Source organism: Enterobacter cloacae complex sp. 277I4 (assembly GCF_050031465.1).
In the GTDB taxonomy this organism is placed as follows: domain Bacteria; phylum Pseudomonadota; class Gammaproteobacteria; order Enterobacterales; family Enterobacteriaceae; genus Enterobacter; species Enterobacter cloacae.
This window is the reverse complement of record NZ_JBLGWC010000002.1, coordinates 113,399-129,957: the sequence shown is the minus strand read 5'-3', so window position 1 is coordinate 129,957 and position 16,559 is coordinate 113,399. Positions and strand designations below refer to the sequence as shown.

At 52.7% G+C, this 16,559-nt stretch carries 20 protein-coding genes and 3 pseudogenes; 12 read left to right on the top strand and 11 right to left on the bottom strand.

What is annotated here, in order from left to right; all coding sequences use genetic code 11:
• The 3 genes from ACQG19_RS25655 to ACQG19_RS25645 are packed head-to-tail and all read left to right on the top strand — an operon-like array spanning position 1 to position 3,082.
• Positions 1 to 885: a TrbG/VirB9 family P-type conjugative transfer protein gene (locus ACQG19_RS25655; protein ID WP_000735066.1), complete on the top strand. Its 885-nt coding sequence runs from the start codon at positions 1 to 3 to the stop codon at positions 883 to 885.
• The gene (gene virB10 / locus ACQG19_RS25650; RefSeq protein WP_012561145.1) at positions 885 to 2,045 is read left to right on the top strand and encodes a type IV secretion system protein VirB10; all 1,161 of its coding nucleotides are present in this window, start codon (positions 885 to 887) and stop codon (positions 2,043 to 2,045) included. The genes ACQG19_RS25655 and virB10 overlap by 1 nt, the downstream gene beginning before the upstream one ends.
• A 41-nt stretch (positions 2,046 to 2,086) precedes the next feature.
• Positions 2,087 to 3,082 carry an ATPase, T2SS/T4P/T4SS family gene (locus ACQG19_RS25645; protein ID WP_012561144.1) on the top strand — a complete coding sequence of 332 codons (996 nt, stop codon included), beginning with the start codon at positions 2,087 to 2,089 and terminating at the stop codon, positions 3,080 to 3,082.
• 104 nt (positions 3,083 to 3,186) lie between these two features.
• Here ACQG19_RS25645 and ACQG19_RS25640 read toward each other — a convergent pair.
• Positions 3,187 to 3,884 (bottom strand): IS1-like element IS1B family transposase gene (locus ACQG19_RS25640; protein ID WP_095033700.1). Its coding sequence is split into 2 segments (ribosomal slippage): positions 3,187 to 3,635 and positions 3,635 to 3,884, totalling 699 coding nucleotides; the frame shifts between segments, so codons are not numbered across the junction.
• A 56-nt stretch (positions 3,885 to 3,940) separates the two neighbouring features.
• Between ACQG19_RS25640 and ACQG19_RS25635 the strand changes: the two are divergent.
• From ACQG19_RS25635 to ACQG19_RS25625, 3 genes and pseudogenes are all read left to right on the top strand, one after another.
• A pseudogene (locus ACQG19_RS25635) lies at positions 3,941 to 4,183 on the top strand (IS3 family transposase); the annotation flags it as partial.
• Positions 4,184 to 4,343: 160 nt separating this feature from the next.
• The gene (gene nhaA, locus ACQG19_RS25630) at positions 4,344 to 5,495 is read left to right on the top strand and encodes a Na+/H+ antiporter NhaA (protein WP_001000602.1); all 1,152 of its coding nucleotides are present in this window, start codon (positions 4,344 to 4,346) and stop codon (positions 5,493 to 5,495) included.
• 192 nt (positions 5,496 to 5,687) lie between these two features.
• Positions 5,688 to 6,392: an IS6-like element IS26 family transposase gene (locus ACQG19_RS25625; RefSeq protein WP_001067855.1), complete on the top strand. Its 705-nt coding sequence runs from the start codon at positions 5,688 to 5,690 to the stop codon at positions 6,390 to 6,392.
• Between the two features lie 33 nt (positions 6,393 to 6,425).
• On the opposite strand, the gene ACQG19_RS25620 is transcribed toward ACQG19_RS25625, so the two are convergent.
• The 6 genes from ACQG19_RS25620 to ACQG19_RS25595 all read right to left on the bottom strand — a co-directional run bounded on the left by ACQG19_RS25620 (position 6,426) and on the right by ACQG19_RS25595 (position 9,650).
• Positions 6,426 to 6,581 carry a hypothetical protein gene (locus ACQG19_RS25620; protein ID WP_350389357.1) on the bottom strand — a complete coding sequence of 52 codons (156 nt, stop codon included), beginning with the start codon at positions 6,579 to 6,581 and terminating at the stop codon, positions 6,426 to 6,428.
• 78 nt (positions 6,582 to 6,659) lie between these two features.
• Entirely contained in the window at positions 6,660 to 7,451 is a 792-nt protein-coding gene (locus ACQG19_RS25615; RefSeq protein ID WP_013087183.1) for an N-6 DNA methylase, read from the bottom strand.
• A gap of 40 nt (positions 7,452 to 7,491) precedes the next feature.
• Positions 7,492 to 7,692, bottom strand: a complete 201-nt coding sequence (locus ACQG19_RS25610; RefSeq protein WP_013087182.1) for a hypothetical protein — start codon at positions 7,690 to 7,692, stop codon at positions 7,492 to 7,494.
• Between the two features lie 87 nt (positions 7,693 to 7,779).
• The gene (locus ACQG19_RS25605; RefSeq protein WP_013087181.1) at positions 7,780 to 8,241 is read right to left on the bottom strand and encodes a hypothetical protein; all 462 of its coding nucleotides are present in this window, start codon (positions 8,239 to 8,241) and stop codon (positions 7,780 to 7,782) included.
• A gap of 60 nt (positions 8,242 to 8,301) precedes the next feature.
• Positions 8,302 to 8,616 carry a hypothetical protein gene (locus ACQG19_RS25600; protein WP_047345097.1) on the bottom strand — a complete coding sequence of 105 codons (315 nt, stop codon included), beginning with the start codon at positions 8,614 to 8,616 and terminating at the stop codon, positions 8,302 to 8,304.
• Between the two features lie 875 nt (positions 8,617 to 9,491).
• Positions 9,492 to 9,650, bottom strand: a complete 159-nt coding sequence (locus ACQG19_RS25595; RefSeq protein WP_013087178.1) for a type I toxin-antitoxin system Hok family toxin — start codon at positions 9,648 to 9,650, stop codon at positions 9,492 to 9,494.
• A 71-nt stretch (positions 9,651 to 9,721) separates the two neighbouring features.
• On the opposite strand from ACQG19_RS25595, the pseudogene ACQG19_RS25590 reads away from it, so the two are divergent.
• Positions 9,722 to 10,756: pseudogene (locus ACQG19_RS25590) on the top strand (IS481 family transposase); the annotation flags it as partial.
• Between the two features lie 66 nt (positions 10,757 to 10,822).
• On the opposite strand, the gene relE reads toward ACQG19_RS25590, so the two are convergent.
• Together relE and relB are read right to left on the bottom strand one after the other, a co-directional pair.
• Positions 10,823 to 11,110: a type II toxin-antitoxin system mRNA interferase RelE gene (gene relE, locus ACQG19_RS25585; RefSeq protein ID WP_000323025.1), complete on the bottom strand. Its 288-nt coding sequence runs from the start codon at positions 11,108 to 11,110 to the stop codon at positions 10,823 to 10,825.
• Positions 11,110 to 11,349 carry a type II toxin-antitoxin system antitoxin RelB gene (gene relB, locus ACQG19_RS25580; RefSeq protein ID WP_004196370.1) on the bottom strand — a complete coding sequence of 80 codons (240 nt, stop codon included), beginning with the start codon at positions 11,347 to 11,349 and terminating at the stop codon, positions 11,110 to 11,112. Before relB ends, relE begins: the two co-directional genes overlap by 1 nt.
• A 24-nt stretch (positions 11,350 to 11,373) precedes the next feature.
• Here relB and ydfV point away from each other — a divergent pair.
• The 4 genes and pseudogenes from ydfV to ACQG19_RS25560 form a co-directional block, all read left to right on the top strand.
• Positions 11,374 to 11,472: pseudogene (gene ydfV / locus ACQG19_RS25575) on the top strand (protein YdfV); the annotation flags it as partial.
• A 127-nt stretch (positions 11,473 to 11,599) separates the two neighbouring features.
• Positions 11,600 to 11,965 (top strand): hypothetical protein, encoded by a 366-nt coding sequence (locus tag ACQG19_RS25570; RefSeq protein ID WP_009651956.1) that lies wholly within the window; start codon positions 11,600 to 11,602, stop codon positions 11,963 to 11,965.
• Between the two features lie 43 nt (positions 11,966 to 12,008).
• Positions 12,009 to 12,746, top strand: coding sequence for a HupE/UreJ family protein (locus ACQG19_RS25565; RefSeq protein ID WP_008460272.1), 738 nt, complete (start codon positions 12,009 to 12,011; stop codon positions 12,744 to 12,746).
• A gap of 13 nt (positions 12,747 to 12,759) precedes the next feature.
• On the top strand, positions 12,760 to 13,449 hold the full coding sequence (locus ACQG19_RS25560) for a hypothetical protein (protein WP_004196322.1): 690 nt from the start codon (positions 12,760 to 12,762) through the stop codon (positions 13,447 to 13,449).
• A gap of 30 nt (positions 13,450 to 13,479) precedes the next feature.
• Here the strand turns inward: ACQG19_RS25560 and chrA are convergent, their stop codons facing one another.
• A complete protein-coding gene (gene chrA / locus ACQG19_RS25555; protein WP_004196363.1) occupies positions 13,480 to 14,856 on the bottom strand; it encodes a chromate efflux transporter in 1,377 nt (458 codons plus the stop codon).
• A complete protein-coding gene (locus ACQG19_RS25550) occupies positions 14,813 to 15,790 on the bottom strand; it encodes a chromate resistance protein ChrB domain-containing protein (protein WP_004196334.1) in 978 nt (325 codons plus the stop codon). Before ACQG19_RS25550 ends, chrA begins: the two co-directional genes overlap by 44 nt.
• Positions 15,791 to 16,136: 346 nt before the next feature.
• On the opposite strand from ACQG19_RS25550, the gene ACQG19_RS25545 reads away from it, so the two are divergent.
• Positions 16,137 to 16,508, top strand: coding sequence for a hypothetical protein (locus tag ACQG19_RS25545; protein ID WP_004196359.1), 372 nt, complete (start codon positions 16,137 to 16,139; stop codon positions 16,506 to 16,508).
• Positions 16,509 to 16,559 lie beyond the last annotated feature (51 nt).

The window sequence follows — 16,559 nt, the reverse complement described above, 5'->3', positions numbered from 1 at the left end:
ATGAAAAAACTACTTCTTTCAGCAGTCGTTTTGTCAGTCCTGGGAGGCGCGGCCACTAACGTTATGGCGCTTGAGGTTGGCCGCAATTCTCCTTATGACTATCGCATTAAAAGCGTTGTTTATAACCCTGTTAATGTGGTCAAAATTGACGCTATCGCCGGTGTGGCTACCCACATTGTTGTCGCGCCTGACGAAACCTATATCACTCATGCTTTTGGCGATTCTGAAAGCTGGACGTTTGCGCACAAAATGAACCATTTTTTTGTGAAGCCGAAACAGGCCATGAGTGATACCAACCTGGTGATCGTCACCGATAAGCGCACCTATAACATCGTCCTCCATTTCATCGGTGAAGAAACGAAGAAAAATGCAGACGGTACGGTATCAAAATCCTTTATTGAAACGCCGTGGGCTGTGCGCCAGGCCGTTCTTCAGCTGACCTATGAATATCCGTTTGAGCAGCAGGAAAAAGCCAAAAGCGCGGCTGATAAAAAACGCATTACGCAGAAGCTGAAGCAGACGGCTTTTGCGGGGGCGAAGAACTATCAGTACGTAATGAGCGAACAGCCTGAAATGCGCAGCATCCAGCCGGTTCACGTCTGGGATAACTACCGCTTTACCCGGTTTGAGTTTCCGGCCAATGCGGAGTTACCGCAGGTCTACATGATCTCGGCCAGTGGCAAAGAAACGCTGCCTAACTCTCATGTTGTGGGTGAGAACCGCAACATCATCGAGGTGGAAACCGTCGCTAAAGAGTGGCGTATTCGTCTGGGCGATAAAGTCGTTGGCGTTCGTAATAATAATTTCGCGCCGGGCGCCGGTGCGGTAGCAACCGGTACGGCTTCCCCGGATGTGCGCAGGGTTCAAATTGGGGAGGATAACTGATGGCCCGTAAAAGTGTCGATGTAGATCAGGAACTCGATGAAAACACCGGAGACGGTGAATTTGAAAGCGAGCGTGGCGGATTTAATGGCAGTAACCGCCGTTCGGCTCCTGGTATGAAAGCCTTTGTCATACTGATGGCGCTGCTTGCTTTGGTATTCATCGGGATTACGGTCATGGGTAAAATTCGCGCCCCGGCTAAAGCTGAAGCTGATAAAGACGGTGGTAAAGCGCAACAGGCCAATACACTGCCAAACTACAGCTTTAACAGCGATCCTGATGTTAATAAACCTGCAACTGCGCAGAATAGCGCCACTGATGCCCGTGCTGTGCAGGCTGCCGCACAGGCAGATGCAGATGCGGGCAGCAGCAATACCGGCGCGCGTACCTCTAATAAGCGTAAAGAACCTTCGCCTGAAGAACTGGCTATGCAGCGTCGTCTGGGCGGCGAGCTGGCCCAGACTAATCAGGCGGCTACAAGCAATAGTCCCGGAGTGCAGCCCCAGGACAACGAAACAAGCGAAGGTAGTTCAGCACTCGCTAAAAACCTGACTCCTGCAAGGCTGAAGGCTAGCCGCGCTGGAGTCATGGCTAATCCCAGCCTGACTGTTCCGAAAGGCAAAATGATCCCCTGTGGTACCGGCACCGAGCTGGATACCACTGTTCCGGGTCAGGTTTCCTGCCGGGTTTCACAGGACGTTTACTCAGCTGATGGACTCGTTAGGCTGATTGATAAAGGCTCATGGGTTGACGGGCAGATTACCGGTGGTATCAAAGACGGCCAGGCGCGCGTGTTTGTTCTCTGGGAGCGTATCCGCAATGACCAGGACGGAACAATCGTTAATATTGACAGTGCCGGAACGAACTCACTCGGCAGCGCGGGGATTCCGGGCCAGGTGGATACCCATATGTGGGAGCGTCTGCGTGGTGCGATCATGATTTCGTTGTTCTCTGACACCTTAACGGCGCTGGTTAACCAGACGCAGAGTAATAACATTCAGTACAACAGTACAGAAAACAGCGGTGAGCAGCTGGCGTCTGAAGCACTCCGCTCTTACATGTCTATCCCCCCTACCCTCTACGATCAGCAGGGTGATGCGGTGAGCATTTTTGTTGCCCGCGACCTCGATTTCAGCGGCGTTTATACGCTCGCAGACAACTAAAAAAGTGGGCGCTTAGCGCCCGCTTTTCTTCAGGAGTAATCATGACTGATGCAGCTTTCTATCAACTTGGCCCACTGCGCGAGTATTTAGAAGATCCTACTGTTTTTGAAATTCGCATTAACTGCTTTCAGGAAGTTATCTGTGATACGTTCAGCGGCCGCAGGGTTGTGCAGAACGCGGCAATTACGGCAGATTTTATTAGGAACCTTGCTAAATCGTTGGTGAGCAGCAACAAGCTGACCATGCAGGCCATTAATGACGTGATCCTGCCTGGCGGGATCAGGGGCGTTATCTGTCTGCCCCCTGCGGTGATTGACGGTACAACGGCCGTAGCGTTTCGTAAGGATTTGGCGGCCGATAAAAATCTGGAGCAGCTGACCCGCGAGGGGATTTTCAGTGACTGCCGGAAGATTACCGGCAGCAAGCAAAGCCTAACGGATGATGATTTTTTCCTTAAAGAGCTGCACAGCAGCGAAAAATGGCCCGCATTCCTGCAAACCGCCGTTGAGAAGAAACGCACTATCGTGATCTGCGGTGAAACCGGGTCGGGGAAAACGGTACTCACGCGCGCGCTGTTAAAATCGCTACATAAAGACGAGCGTGTAATTATTTTAGAGGACGTTCACGAAGTCACGGTCGATCACGTTGTAGAAGCCGTTTATATGATGTACGGCGATGCAGGAAAGATCGGCCGCGTCAGCGCCACTGATGCCCTGCGAGCCTGTATGCGTCTGACACCGGGCCGTATCATCATGACTGAGCTTAGGGATGATGCTGCGTGGGATTATCTTAAAGCACTTAATACCGGCCATCCAGGCGGTGTTATGTCAACGCACGCTAACTCTGCGCGCGATGCCTTTAACCGTATTGGGCTGCTTATCAAGGCGACCCCTATCGGCCGTATGCTCGATATGAGCGATATTATGCGAATGCTCTACTCCACCATTGACGTTGTGGTGCATATGGAAAAGCGGAAAATCAAAGAAATTTATTTTGACCCTGAATATAAAATGCAGTGTGTGAACGGGAGCCTGTAATGAAAAACTTAGCAACCTGGCTTCTGGCCGCAGCATTTACGACAGCCGCCCTGCCCGCCTTTGCGGTGGAACCATCCGTTCAGGTTGGCGGTAATAACTCCAACTTATTGATAGTGTTTTATGTTCAGATAATGCCCGATGACTTTGTCATGCAGCTCCACCGATTTTGAGAACGACAGCGACTTCCGTCCCAGCCGTGCCAGGTGCTGCCTCAGATTCAGGTTATGCCGCTCAATTCGCTGCGTATATCGCTTGCTGATTACGTGCAGCTTTCCCTTCAGGCGGGATTCATACAGCGGCCAGCCATCCGTCATCCATATCACCACGTCAAAGGGTGACAGCAGGCTCATAAGACGCCCCAGCGTCGCCATAGTGCGTTCACCGAATACGTGCGCCACAACCGTCTTCCGGAGCCTGTCATACGCGTAAAACAGCCAGCGCTGGCGCGATTTAGCCCCGACGTATCCCCACTGTTCGTCCATTTCCGCGCAGACGATGACGTCACTGCCCGGCTGTATGCGCGAGGTTACCGACTGCGGCCTGAGTTTTTTAAATGGCGGAAAATCGTGTTGAGGCCAACGCCCATAATGCGGGCGGTTGCCCGGCATCCAACGCCATTCATGGCCATATCAATGATTTTCTGGTGCGTACCGGGTTGAGAAGCGGTGTAAGTGAACTGCAGTTGCCATGTTTTACGGCAGTGAGAGCAGAGATAGCGCTGATGTCCGGCGGTGCTTTTGCCGTTACGCACCACCCCGTCAGTAGCTGAACAGGAGGGACAGCTGATAGAAACAGAAGCCACTGGAGCACCTCAAAAACACCATCATACACTAAATCAGTAAGTTGGCAGCATCACCCTTCTGCCGGGCTAATAACCTGGTCCCGAGCATGAGCCGGCGTGGCAACTGCTGGGATAATGCGGTGGCCGAATCGTTCTTCAGTTCACTGAAAAAAGAGCGCATCAGGAAGAGAATATACAAAACCCGGGATCTAGCCCGGGCGGATATCTTCGATTACATTGAAGTGTTCTACAACCGGGCCCGGCGCCACAGTCACCTCGGCGGCGTCAGTCCGGAGGCCTTCGAACAGGCCTCGTCGTGAGGACAGAATTTGTCTACGGGCGTGGGGTCAGTCCAATCAACGGCTCGGAAGTGTCTAGATTATCCGTGGCGATTCAATTATTCTAAAGTTTTCGACCGCTATACACTCTTATCATTCTTTGTTAATCGTTTATTAAGATAATAAATATAAGGACGAAACCATGAACGATGTCATTCGTGACTTTTTCAAAATGGAATCAGCTGGTGGTATTCTTCTCGTGATTGCCGCGGCAATTGCGATGACCATTGCTAACTCACCGCTGGGCGAAACTTATCAATCTGTACTGCATACTTATGTATTTGGTATGTCAGTTTCTCACTGGATTAATGACGGCCTAATGGCTGTTTTCTTCTTACTCATTGGCCTTGAAGTTAAGCGAGAGCTGCTTGAAGGTGCGTTAAAATCAAAAGAAACCGCAATTTTCCCTGCGATTGCAGCGGTTGGCGGTATATTAACTCCTGCTCTTATTTACGTAGCCTTTAATGCCAACGATCCTGAGGCGATTTCTGGTTGGGCAATTCCAGCGGCGACAGATATCGCTTTTGCTTTAGGTATCATGGCGTTATTAGGTAAGCGTGTACCAGTAAGCCTAAAAGTGTTCTTGCTGGCGGTTGCTATCATCGATGATTTAGGTGTAGTTGTTATTATCGCGCTATTTTACACCGGTGACCTGTCGACCATGGCGTTGCTTGTTGGCTTCATCATGACTGGTGTCCTATTCATGTTGAATGCGAAGGAAGTAACAAAACTTACGCCATACATGATCGTCGGTGCGATCTTATGGTTCGCGGTGCTTAAATCTGGTGTTCACGCAACATTGGCAGGTGTAGTGATTGGTTTTGCTATCCCACTAAAGGGAAAGCAGGGCGAACATTCTCCACTTAAACATATGGAGCACGCGCTTCACCCATACGTGGCATTTGGTATTCTGCCTCTATTCGCATTTGCCAATGCGGGGATTTCGTTAGAAGGCGTATCGATGTCAGGTCTAACTTCAATGCTGCCACTCGGTATTGCTTTGGGTCTACTGGTTGGTAAGCCTCTAGGTATCTTTACCTTTAGCTGGGCAGCGGTAAAAATGGGCGTTGCTAAGTTACCTGAAGGCGTTAACTTCAAGCATATCTTTGCGGTATCTGTGTTGTGTGGTATTGGCTTTACAATGTCTATCTTCATTTCCTCTTTAGCGTTCGGAAATGTAAGTCCTGAATTTGATACCTATGCTCGACTCGGTATCTTAATGGGTTCTACGACAGCAGCATTACTTGGCTATGCCTTACTGCACTTTTCTTTGCCTAAGAAAGCGCAAGCGTAAGATAAAAATGAGCTATTTTGTAAAGCCTCCCAATCGGGATAACACCGATCAGTTAAGGCATTGATCAGTTGAACGATCCTACGGATGGTTAACAATACCCTCAGTACACTAATTGCTGAGGGTATTTTTGGCACTGTTGCAAATAGTCGGTGGTGATAAACTTATCATCCCCTTTTGCTGATGGAGCTGCACATGAACCCATTCAAAGGCCGGCATTTTCAGCGTGACATCATTCTGTGGGCCGTACGCTGGTACTGCAAATACGGCATCAGTTACCGTGAGCTGCAGGAGATGCTGGCTGAACGCGGAGTGAATGTCGATCACTCCACGATTTACCGCTGGGTTCAGCGTTATGCGCCTGAAATGGAAAAACGGCTGCGCTGGTACTGGCGTAACCCTTCCGATCTTTGCCCGTGGCACATGGATGAAACCTACGTGAAGGTCAATGGCCGCTGGGCGTATCTGTACCGGGCCGTCGACAGCCGGGGCCGCACTGTCGATTTTTATCTCTCCTCCCGTCGTAACAGCAAAGCTGCATACCGGTTTCTGGGTAAAATCCTCAACAACGTGAAGAAGTGGCAGATCCCGCGATTCATCAACACGGATAAAGCGCCCGCCTATGGTCGCGCGCTTGCTCTGCTCAAACGCGAAGGCCGGTGCCCGTCTGACGTTGAACACCGACAGATTAAGTACCGGAACAACGTGATTGAATGCGATCATGGCAAACTGAAACGGATAATCGGCGCCACGCTGGGATTTAAATCCATGAAGACGGCTTACGCCACCATCAAAGGTATTGAGGTGATGCGTGCACTACGCAAAGGCCAGGCCTCAGCATTTTATTATGGTGATCCCCTGGGCGAAATGCGCCTGGTAAGCAGAGTTTTTGAAATGTAAGGCCTTTGAATAAGACAAAAGGCTGCCTCATCGCTAACTTTGCAACAGTGCCGTTTGCACGCTCTCGCTTTCCCTGTTCAGCCCGGTTTTTCGGGCAAACTGCCAGAGCACATCTGCAGCCAGTGCAGCGTGATCGTCGTTGTTGCGGATTTTTAGCGGTTCAGGCTGGCCGTTGAGGCATTCTGCCATGGTCTCCAGCACGGTCGCCGGAACAGCGTTCAGTCATTTTTATCTCCCTGCGGCAGGTCTGCCCTGCCGCTCTGTCAGTCAGGCGGCCACGGTGGCCAGAAAGTTCTTCATTGCATCCAGACGACTGCGAAATGCCAGACGGCCCTGCCAGTCATTGAAGTAATACACGGGGGTGTAACGCACGCGGTTCGCTTTCAGGGTCAGCGTATTACCGGTCACGACTTTCGCGGGAATACCCAGCAGAGCCAGCTGGATAAAGGCCATATCAGCCACCATTGGATCGATGTCGGTGCAGGTGGCATATAGCTGTTCAGACGGGTTATATCCCGCTTCAGCCATCCAGTATGCAAAGGCAATGACCATACCGGCGCTGCCGCAGGCTGGCTCATCGAGCGTCATCCACCCCTCACGCTTTATCGTCTCCTGAGCGCCGGGCATGAGTAGTCCGGCCATCAGACGGGAGATGCAGGACGGAGAGAAATACTGCCCCATTTCGTCCGCGCCCAGCTCCTGCTCCATATACAGAGCGCCGAGGAAATCATGAATGTCACCCGCCAGCCCCTCCACCAACAGGCAGAACAGCTGCTTCATGGCGTCTAAATCGTCCGGCTGATACCGTGCGCAGATGCGACGGCTGTTTTCGATGTTCTCCGGCGAACGAATACGGGCCAGATCCAGCTCGCTGGCTGCCAGGGTGATGAAGTCACTGAACACTTCGGAACGGCGCATATTTTTCGCCGTTTGCCGGAACACACTGGCGAACTGTTTACGCGCCTCAGCTGGCGACAGCATCCGGGCCGGTGCGGAAGCCCGCGGCTGCAGATCAGCCTGGTCTGCCAGGAACAGGGATTCAAAACTCAGTTGTGACATGGTTTCTCCTTACCGGCCGCCCGCAGGCGGCCGTCTCCTGTTAAGCCAGTCCAAGCGCCGGGTAGACGCTGACAGCCAGACCACAGTCAGCATCGGTGGCGTAGCCCGTTTCGGCATTTACCACGGACAGGAACGGCTGCCACTGTGAGAAGCGCAGCGCGGGTACGCGAGCGCGTTTTCCGGCGCGGAGGGCATTTACAAATGCCTTCGCCTGTGCGACAGTTTGCGGGTCAAATTTCACGATCAATCTCCTTACTTTGGTTGTGATTGCCGGTTCACCGTTGCTGCGGCTACCCGGCGTTGAGAAAGCAGGGGCAACCCTGCTTTTTTAATGCGCGGAATTCAGCGGCGCATCGAGACAGAAACGGGCGATCACGTCGCCAATCAGCTCCCGGTGATGGCGGGTGTGCAGGTCATGGCACTCAAAGAAACGCGCGCCGTACCGGACGAAAATTGCGGTCACATCCCCGCCCGTAAACTCCATCGATTTGAACGACTCCCCGCCATACCCTCTGCACCAGTCCACTGGCGGCAGCGTTTCCAGCTGGTCGATGTACCGGGCCCCGGTGATTTCCACCCAGGGACGGCGATAGCCGTCATTCTGCTTTTCCTGAACCAGAGTCGCGGGGATCAGCTCCGCATCCGGATAGAGACGGCGCAGGGATTCCAGCGTTATCGCTTCACGCTGAGTCACCCACTGCCCTTCCAGCTGGGTTGCGCGGTCATAAACGGCGTTATGGGACGGAACGAAAAAGGCCATTGGTGCAGCGGCCGGGGTGTTAACGTTCATATTTCTGGCTCCTGTCTTATGAGGTTCCGTGCGGCGGCTGCCGCACGGGGTGAACCGTGTTTAAATGTCGATACCTGCACGCGCGATCAGGCGCACAAACTGTTTGAAGTGGTCAGCTTCAGCCACATGGATATGGCGGAACTGTTTATCGACGCCGCTGCTGAGGGCGTAGAAATAGGTGCAGCGCATCGTTTCGGGGCAGCGTCTGCGCAGTTTCTTCAGCTCAGTCAGGCTGCTGAACTCCAGAACATCAGGTTCCTCCGCTGAGTTTTTTTTCTGCTCAGCGACGAGGATCGTGTACGACACGGTTTTTCCCCCTATCTTCCTGGAAGATTCGGGAGCGGCGGTTTTGACGTTGACGTTTTGTGTGTGCATCCTGGTTTTCTCCTGTGGTGATGGTTGTCCATCTCCCTGGTGAGTTCTCTCGCGGCAAAGGGCAAAAGGAGCAACGGCGAAGGGCGGAAGGAAAGGGGCGGAGACAAAAGTTTTTGCGGCACGCAAAAAGTTTTGGCGGAGTGCATTTCACCCCTTGGATGACGACCCGACGGTGCTACAAGCAGCCCTCCGCGTGAGGACGCACGGGGGATGGCCTCACCGGGTGAACAGGATGCACGCACCCGACACGTCGGAACGGCGTGGCGGCCTTAAAGCGACGGCTCCGCCGGCGCGCTCAGGGCGGCCCGGCCTCCGGCCGGTGCAAGCCAGGGGGTTGACCTCAGCCATCAGACCCTAGCGTCAGCCCGAAACCGCTTGCGGGTTCGGCGGAGCCCGGCGGGTGCGTCAGCAGCCGACCTGGCGGAGTGGGGCTCGACGACCGGACCGCCACGCGGGCCGGGAGCCGAAGGGGGCCATCGCCCTGCCCTGTTTTCGGGTTATAGCCACGGAGCTGCAGATGCGAAAGTTAACCGGCAGGACGCCGGATATGACGCCCGGGATAAAGAACATCGGGCACACCAGGCTGAAGCCCGGTATGAGCAGGTAGCTCACAGAGTTTCGAATTCAACAAAATCAGGCAGGACAGGCAGGGGGGAGGATCAGGCAGAGGGAGCAGAGGGGCAGCGCCGAAGGCGCGTCCCCCTTCCCCCGTTCCCCGCAGGGGAACAGCCCTTCCCGGAGGTTCAGGCGTGCGGTCGCGTCGGGAAGGAAAAAGGGGCTACCGGCGAACCGGCAACCCCTTCATAAAGGCGCTTCAGGCATGTCCACACAATCTCAGCCCCTGAATGGCGGGGGTTTCCCCCCGCCGGGGTTAGCTACTTAGCGGATTCGTAAGCCATAAAAGCTGCCACCTCCCTGTCCGTGTCCCTGTACCGGATTTCGCAAAGCGATTTCCGTGTCAGGTAAGTGAATATCAGCAGTGTGAGACACACTATTAATACGCACCAGAGCAGGGTGTTTCGCGGCAGTTTCATGGCCTTCTTCTCCTGTGTAAGTTCACACAGATATTGCAATTGCCTCAGAACACTAAAGGAGGGATTGCCAGATGTTGATGCAGCATATCGGTGTCGGCTATTTTGGGTATTACCGAGCAACTGCTTATGCGATGAAACACTCTCTTATGCCCGAGATTGCGAAGTTAAGAATGAAGGCTCTGAACTTCTGGGATAAGCACGGGATCCGTGCCGCAGCTGATGCTTTAGACGTATCAACGCGAACACTCTACTGGTGGCGCCGGTTACTGCGCACCGGTGGTCCAGAAGCACTAATTCCAAGAAGCAAAGCCCCTCTGGTTCGCCGTTCAAGGCACTGGCATCCTGATGTACTCAAGGAGATCAGGCGTCTGAGAACTGAGTTACCCAATCTCGGCAAAGAGCAGATTTTTGTCAGGCTGAAACCATGGTGTGAAGCGCGGCATTTTACCTGTCCCAGCACGTCAACCATTGGAAGAATCATTGCTGGTGCTCACGATAAAATGCGGATGATCCCCGTACGCCTCAGCGCCAGGGGCAAAGCCCGGTTGATAAAAAAACGCTCAGTGAAGCCCAGAAGACCAAAACAATACCGCCCGGTAAAAACAGGCGAACTCATAGGGATGGACGCGATTGAACTCAGGATGGGGGACCTACGCCGCTATATCATTACCATGATCGACGAGCACAGCGACTATGCGCTGGCCCTTGCGGTCCCTTCACTCAACAGCGATATTACCAGCCATTTCTTCAGCAAGGCCACAAAGCTCTTTCCTGTCGCTATCAGACAAGTTGTCACTGACAACGGTAAGGAGTTCCTCGGTAACTTTGATAAAACGCTACAGGAAGCCTCGATTAAACACATCTGGACCTATCCGTACACACCGAAAATGAATGCGACCTGTGAGCGATTTAACCGGACACTTAGAGAACAATTTATTGAATTCAATGAATTGTTGCTTTTTGAGGACCTGAATTTGTTTAATCAAAGAATGGCTGAATATCTGGTGCTGTATAACAGCAAAAGGCCACATAAATCACTCGAACTGATGACGCCAGTGGACTATATTTTACGTGAGAGTAAAAATTGCAATATGTGGTGGACCCATACATCTCCTGTCAACGCAAAGCAGAAGTGTCACCATCGGTGCGAAACAGAGATGTCATGCTTTGGTTCAGAGAATGCGTTTGACCGCCTCGCTATATACTTCCGAGCGTTCTCTTTTCCCAACAGAAATCACGAAAACGACAACTTTCTCGTCTATAACCTGGTATACAAGGCGATAGCCTGAAGACCGGAGCTTAATCTTGTAACAATCAGGCATACCACGGAGCTTGTTTGCTTCAATCCGGGGTGACTCAAGTACTTCAACCAGCTTCTTTTTCAACTGTTCACGTACCGTCGAGCCCAGCTTTCGCCATTCCTTTAGTGCCCGCTCGTCAAAATCCAGAAAATACGCCATCAGAGTTCATCCAGCGTCACACGTACTGGCTTAGGATTACAAAGTCGTTCTTTCACTATCTCCACAAGTTCAGCATCTTCATCACTCAGGAGTGTCTGTTTGAACGGCAAGCGTTCATTGTCAGCGATATACTCGAGCATGAGACGAAGCGCTTCAGAAGGAGTTACGCCCATTTTTTCAAGCGCGGCGTAAGAACGCGCTTTAAGTTCATCGTCAATACGTAGGTTAATGCTACCCATGTCTTACACCCCTTGTAATTACAAATGTCATTACAAGTATCGCACTACAACATGCTTAGGGCAAGTCACGAAGTAAGTCAGAAAGTAGTCGTAAGAACGGTGATCACTGTCCGCTTTGTGCCAGAAGTGGACGGCAGGATTTGTTGAACATTTCAGACAAAACCAAACTCAAAACAACTATTGAAATCAAGCCAGCATAGCGGATACATTACGCACGTTGTTACTTTGTATCATCAGGATGCCGTTAACTGTGTTTATCAGCCGTGAAGTCATTTCCAGAATCGTGCTTATCATCATGGCTGTTGCCGTGCTGAGCAGTTCGTTTATGGCAAAGCCACAGGCTGCATACAGCGTTCAGGAAACAACGTCCATCAGTGACCATCAACACGACAGCGATGAACCACTGAATGAGCACGATCCATTGTTGTTTCACTCCCACGGTAGCGTGCATCACCTCAATGCCGATCATTCCCACGATCTGAATAAACTCTTTGCTCTGCCTACTCTGCACGCATGGAATCCGGGCATGCGGGTGATATATGCGTTGAGTTCAGAACAAATACTGCAAATGCCGCAGTCCACCCCCGAACGCCCTCCGAGAATCCTGTCTGCGTAATAACTTCTGCTAATTCGTTATTATTCAACATGTAAGGATTTTTATGTATACCAGCCTTGATACACAGGGCCGGTTGAGCGCTCGCCTGCTTTCAGCTCAGGCGCGTTCGGCTTGTCTGTTTTTCCTGTTGTTACTGCTTTTCTACAGCCAGGGCGCGTATGCGCACGGCGTGGCGGAAGGCGACAAAGGGTACATCCAGGAAATCACCGGGGTGAACATCATCCCGTTTATCTACCTTGGCGCGAAGCACATGGTGACCGGTTACGATCATCTGCTGTTTCTGTTCGGGGTGATTTTCTTTCTCTACAAAATGCGTGATATCGGGCTGTACGTTAGCCTGTTCGCTATCGGGCATTCAACGACGCTGCTCATCGGCACCTTCTTTGATATCAGCGTCAGTGCTTACCTTATTGACGCCATTATCGGGCTGTCCGTGGTCTATAAAGCGCTTGATAACCTCGGGGCATTCCAGCGCTGGTTTGGCGTTCAGCCCAACACGAAGCTTGCGACGCTCATCTTTGGATTCTTCCACGGTTTTGGTCTGGCAACCAAAATCCAGGAATTCGAAATCTCTCCCGATGGCCTGTTTGTCAACCTGATTGCCTTCAACATTGGCGTTGAGATCGGCCAGCTGCTCGCGCTGAGCGCCATCCTGATCGTTATGAGCTACTGGCGGCAAACGGCGAGCTTTTTCCGACACGCTTATACCGCCAATGTGGTGATGATGAGCGCGGGATTTCTGTTAATGAGTTACCAGCTTTGTGGCTACATTTTAGCCTGAGGGAGACAAAACAATGTACAACACTGATTTACCAACACGCGCAGAATTACCTTCTGCCATCAAACTGATGCAGTCCACTATCCTCGCCGCCATCGTGGCGCTGACGCTGCTGATCACCGTCGTCATGCCTTCGGAATACGGCATTGATCCTACTGGCGTGGGTCGTTTACTGGGGCTTAAGCAGATGGGAGAAATCAAAACGCAGCTTGCCGAAGAAGCTGATGCCGATAATCAGGCCAGCGCTGTTCAGCAAGGACAGCTGGCTGCGCCAGTTAATGAGCGACCGATCCCGGATAATCCTCCGGCAATAACGCAGAACACCTACCCGGAGCTGAGCGTTCCGGCGACCACGCGCGCGCCGGAAGTACCATCGGCTGGCTCGCAACGTCATCAGATGCTCATCACCCTGAAGCCTAACGAAGCTGCTGAAGTTAAACTGGAAATGCGCAAAGATGCCCGCGTGACCTATCAGTGGACAAGTTCCGGACCGGTAAACGTGGATGCGCACGGCGATCCGGTCAACGCCCCGAAAGGCTTCTACCATGGCTATGGTAAAGCCCGGCAGATCACATCCGGAGACGGCGTTTTACAGGCCGCGTTCGAGGGTAAACATGGCTGGTTCTGGCGAAATCGTGGTTCTGAGACCATCACGATCCAGCTTGATACAACCGGCGACTACCTGAACATCAAACGGGTTATCTGATAAATCAGGGGCAGGATAACCTGCCCCTTTTCACACAGCTGACAGCCCGGTCAGGCGGAGTATCAGCCCGGCGAGAGCCGCCATGGCAATAACGTGCGTAACCTTCCATTTTAATCTGAAAAGCGCAAACGCAGCGGCGACGGCAATCAGGGCGGCAGGGATATCGATCCCTCCCTTTGCGCCTTCCGGCCATACGGTATGCCAGATAAAAAACAGCCCCAGATTAACAATGACGCCCACTACGGCCGCTGTGATGGCGGTTAAAGGTGCCGTGAAACCCGCCTTGTTGTGGGTCGTTTCGATAAACGGCCCGCCTGCCAGCACGAAAATGAAGGACGGGAGAAAGGTAAACCAGGTCACCATGCAGGCGGCAACGGCGCCGCCGACAAACAGCATATCCGCGCCAAAAACGGCATGGGTATACCCGCCCACAAATCCGACAAACGTGACCACCATAATCAGCGGGCCGGGCGTGGTTTCTCCCAGCGCCAGCCCGTCCATCATCTGCCCGGCAGTCAGCCAGCCAAAATTGACGACAGCACCCTGATAAACGTATGGCAGGACGGCGTAGGCCCCACCGAAGGTAAGGAGCGCAGCCTTGGTAAAGAACCAGCCCATCTGCGTCACCGGATGCGCCCAGCCCAGCCCCAGCGTCAGCACCGTCATGGGAATAAGCCAGAGCAGTGCACCCGCTGCCACAATCCTTAACAGTTTCGCCCAGCTGAACAGGGCATGCGCCGGTACGGGCGTATGATCGTCAATAACCGCAGCATCAACGGCGGCTTTCTCCTGTTTGTTATGCCCGCTGCCGCTGTGAAATTTTTCCGGCGCGATGCGTCCGCCGATAAAGCCAGTTATCGCTGCTGAAATAACGATGACGGGAAAAGGAACGTTCAGGGCGAAAACGGCCACAAAAGCCGCAGCAGCTATGGCCCAGTGGGCACCGTGTTTCAGCGCACGGGAGCCGATGCGATGCGCCGCCTGCAGCACGATTGCCGCCACGGCGGGTTTAATGCCGTAAAAGATACCGGCAATAATGGCAACGTCTCCCCAGGCGATATAGATCCACGACAACGCGATAAGAATAAAAAGTGAGGGAAGGATAAATAACAAACCCGCTATCACTCCGCCCAAGGTCCTGTGCATCAGCCAGCCAATGTAGGTGGCAAGTTGCTGAGCTTCCGGACCGGGCAGCACCATACAGAAATTGAGTGCGTGGAGAAAACGGGACTCGGAAATCCAGCGCCGGTTCTCGACCAGTTCCTGATGCATGATCGCAATCTGTCCGGCAGGACCGCCAAAGCTGATAAAACCCAGCTTCATCCAGAACCAGAACGCCTCCTTCAGGGGGACCGGCTTGGGCTTAACGTTTTCCTCTGCCAGCGTCAGCAACTCCGTTTTGTTCATCATGGCCGGACCTCATTTCAAACGTCGTTAACAGACCGTCAAACAGCGAACAGGCCGCTGTGAGTAATGTGTCATCATCCGTAATGCTTTCACGCAATCCTGCCAGTACACTTTCAACGCCAGCGGCTTCGGGGGGCTGAACCCCGCCAACATCAAGGTAATGCACAAGCATCCCCAGACCATTCAGGGCATCCCCCGTCAGCCCGAAGCGGACCATCAGCACTTCAAAGGTCACACGATTGTCGATGTGGCTGAAGGTCGCGCCATCAAAATCAAACCCCACCGCCTCTTCCGGGCAATCGTTGCCATCCTTAAGCCAGAGAAACTGCGCATCCTGGTCGATAAAACGCCGTATAAGCCAGGCGCTGGCAAGCCTGTCAATCCATGGCCGGCGACGCGTAGCCCAGATCCTGTTATGAAAATCCTCAGGCTTCAGCCGTGTCAGCAAGCCACTGACGGCATGAGGCTCTCCGGGAGAGATGAACCTGTTAATGCCAGCTTCCAGTTCTGACAAGGCAAAAATGGCCTGCGCCTGCGCTTCACCAGGAAAGAAATCAATCGCCACAATCCGATCCAGCTCGCGACGAAGTTTTCTTACCATCTTCAGTTGGCTGACCGCGGTTTCCTCATTAAGGTCGTTTTTACAAACCTGAAGGCTCTCCATCAGGATCAGGTACTGCTGAGAGCGATCGAATAACGGGCGAATTTTCTCTTCGTCGGAAGTCTCTGCGTCAAAAACAAAGGCCGTTCCTCCCTCACCGCTGATTTCACGACTCATCTCGTTAAAAATCTCATGGCTCTGTTGCGCTTCAGGCAACAGATAAACGCCGTCGCGCAGCATGGCGGCACCGGTATTTTTTAATGCCCGCCAGACACGCATACGTAATGTGGCCTGCTCAGTGGGCAGTGTCAGAATAAGGATATGTAGTTTCATAGTGTAGAGATTAATACATATGGTAGAGATTGCTACATATTTTCAGTCTTTCTAACCGTACATATCGCTATCTTTTTATGGTGCTCATAATTGCTCTTATCGGTACCGGTCTTGCTACCGTTGCACTGGGCCTGCTGGCGGGCGACAGGGCAGGGGGAGTCGGGAACGGCGCTGGCAATGAAGATGCTTGCTTATATTCTGGTCGCCCCGGTCGCTGATGCATTATGCGGGCCTTTTTATTCATATCGCCAATACAAGACTTTACATTCCAGCCCTTACATCCTCCCCGGGGGGATGCTAATCTTTTTATACCGTTGTCATTGTCTATTGAGGAAAGCAATCAGCGATGTACCCGATGTTTAAACGTTCGCCCCGTTATGTTCTGATGATCGTCATCATGGCCATTGGCATGATGATGTCGTCGATGGTGACGTTTGCGTCGCACGGTACAAACGGCCTGACAGGCTACGAGATGAATCTGCATGACGCAGAAGTCACCATGTCAATGCAGGATCACTCTCACGATTCGGATATCCCTCAGTCTGGCCACGCAGGCCATCATCAGACAGACCATTTCCATGAAACCCCTGAGCAGCCGCCCTCTGTAGAGATTTCCCTCTCTCCTGTAACAGACAGATGGTTGCCGCTTGCCGATCTTCGTAGCCCGGTTAAGGCCACGGACATCATTTACCGTCCTCCCAGCATCCGCCAGATCTGATCGCTGTTACCGGCAGTTTTTGCTGCCCGGCTTTAATCAACTTCAGATTTA

Bases quoted from the DNA above. Each gene is read 5' to 3' on its own strand.
- ACQG19_RS25655 (WP_000735066.1), top strand. From the start codon at position 1: ATGAAAAAACTACTTCTTTCAGCAGTCGTTTTGTCAGTCCTGGGAGGC.
- virB10 (WP_012561145.1), top strand. From the start codon at position 885: ATGGCCCGTAAAAGTGTCGATGTAGATCAGGAACTCGATGAAAACACC.
- ACQG19_RS25645 (WP_012561144.1), top strand. From the start codon at position 2,087: ATGACTGATGCAGCTTTCTATCAACTTGGCCCACTGCGCGAGTATTTA.
- nhaA (WP_001000602.1), top strand. From the start codon at position 4,344: ATGAACGATGTCATTCGTGACTTTTTCAAAATGGAATCAGCTGGTGGT.
- ACQG19_RS25625 (WP_001067855.1), top strand. From the start codon at position 5,688: ATGAACCCATTCAAAGGCCGGCATTTTCAGCGTGACATCATTCTGTGG.
- ACQG19_RS25620 (WP_350389357.1), bottom strand. From the start codon at position 6,581: ATGGCAGAATGCCTCAACGGCCAGCCTGAACCGCTAAAAATCCGCAAC.
- ACQG19_RS25615 (WP_013087183.1), bottom strand. From the start codon at position 7,451: ATGTCACAACTGAGTTTTGAATCCCTGTTCCTGGCAGACCAGGCTGAT.
- ACQG19_RS25605 (WP_013087181.1), bottom strand. From the start codon at position 8,241: ATGAACGTTAACACCCCGGCCGCTGCACCAATGGCCTTTTTCGTTCCG.
- ACQG19_RS25600 (WP_047345097.1), bottom strand. From the start codon at position 8,616: ATGCACACACAAAACGTCAACGTCAAAACCGCCGCTCCCGAATCTTCC.
- ACQG19_RS25595 (WP_013087178.1), bottom strand. From the start codon at position 9,650: ATGAAACTGCCGCGAAACACCCTGCTCTGGTGCGTATTAATAGTGTGT.
- relE (WP_000323025.1), bottom strand. From the start codon at position 11,110: ATGGCGTATTTTCTGGATTTTGACGAGCGGGCACTAAAGGAATGGCGA.
- relB (WP_004196370.1), bottom strand. From the start codon at position 11,349: ATGGGTAGCATTAACCTACGTATTGACGATGAACTTAAAGCGCGTTCT.
- ACQG19_RS25565 (WP_008460272.1), top strand. From the start codon at position 12,009: ATGTATACCAGCCTTGATACACAGGGCCGGTTGAGCGCTCGCCTGCTT.
- ACQG19_RS25560 (WP_004196322.1), top strand. From the start codon at position 12,760: ATGTACAACACTGATTTACCAACACGCGCAGAATTACCTTCTGCCATC.
- chrA (WP_004196363.1), bottom strand. From the start codon at position 14,856: ATGAACAAAACGGAGTTGCTGACGCTGGCAGAGGAAAACGTTAAGCCC.
- ACQG19_RS25550 (WP_004196334.1), bottom strand. From the start codon at position 15,790: ATGAAACTACATATCCTTATTCTGACACTGCCCACTGAGCAGGCCACA.
- ACQG19_RS25545 (WP_004196359.1), top strand. From the start codon at position 16,137: ATGTACCCGATGTTTAAACGTTCGCCCCGTTATGTTCTGATGATCGTC.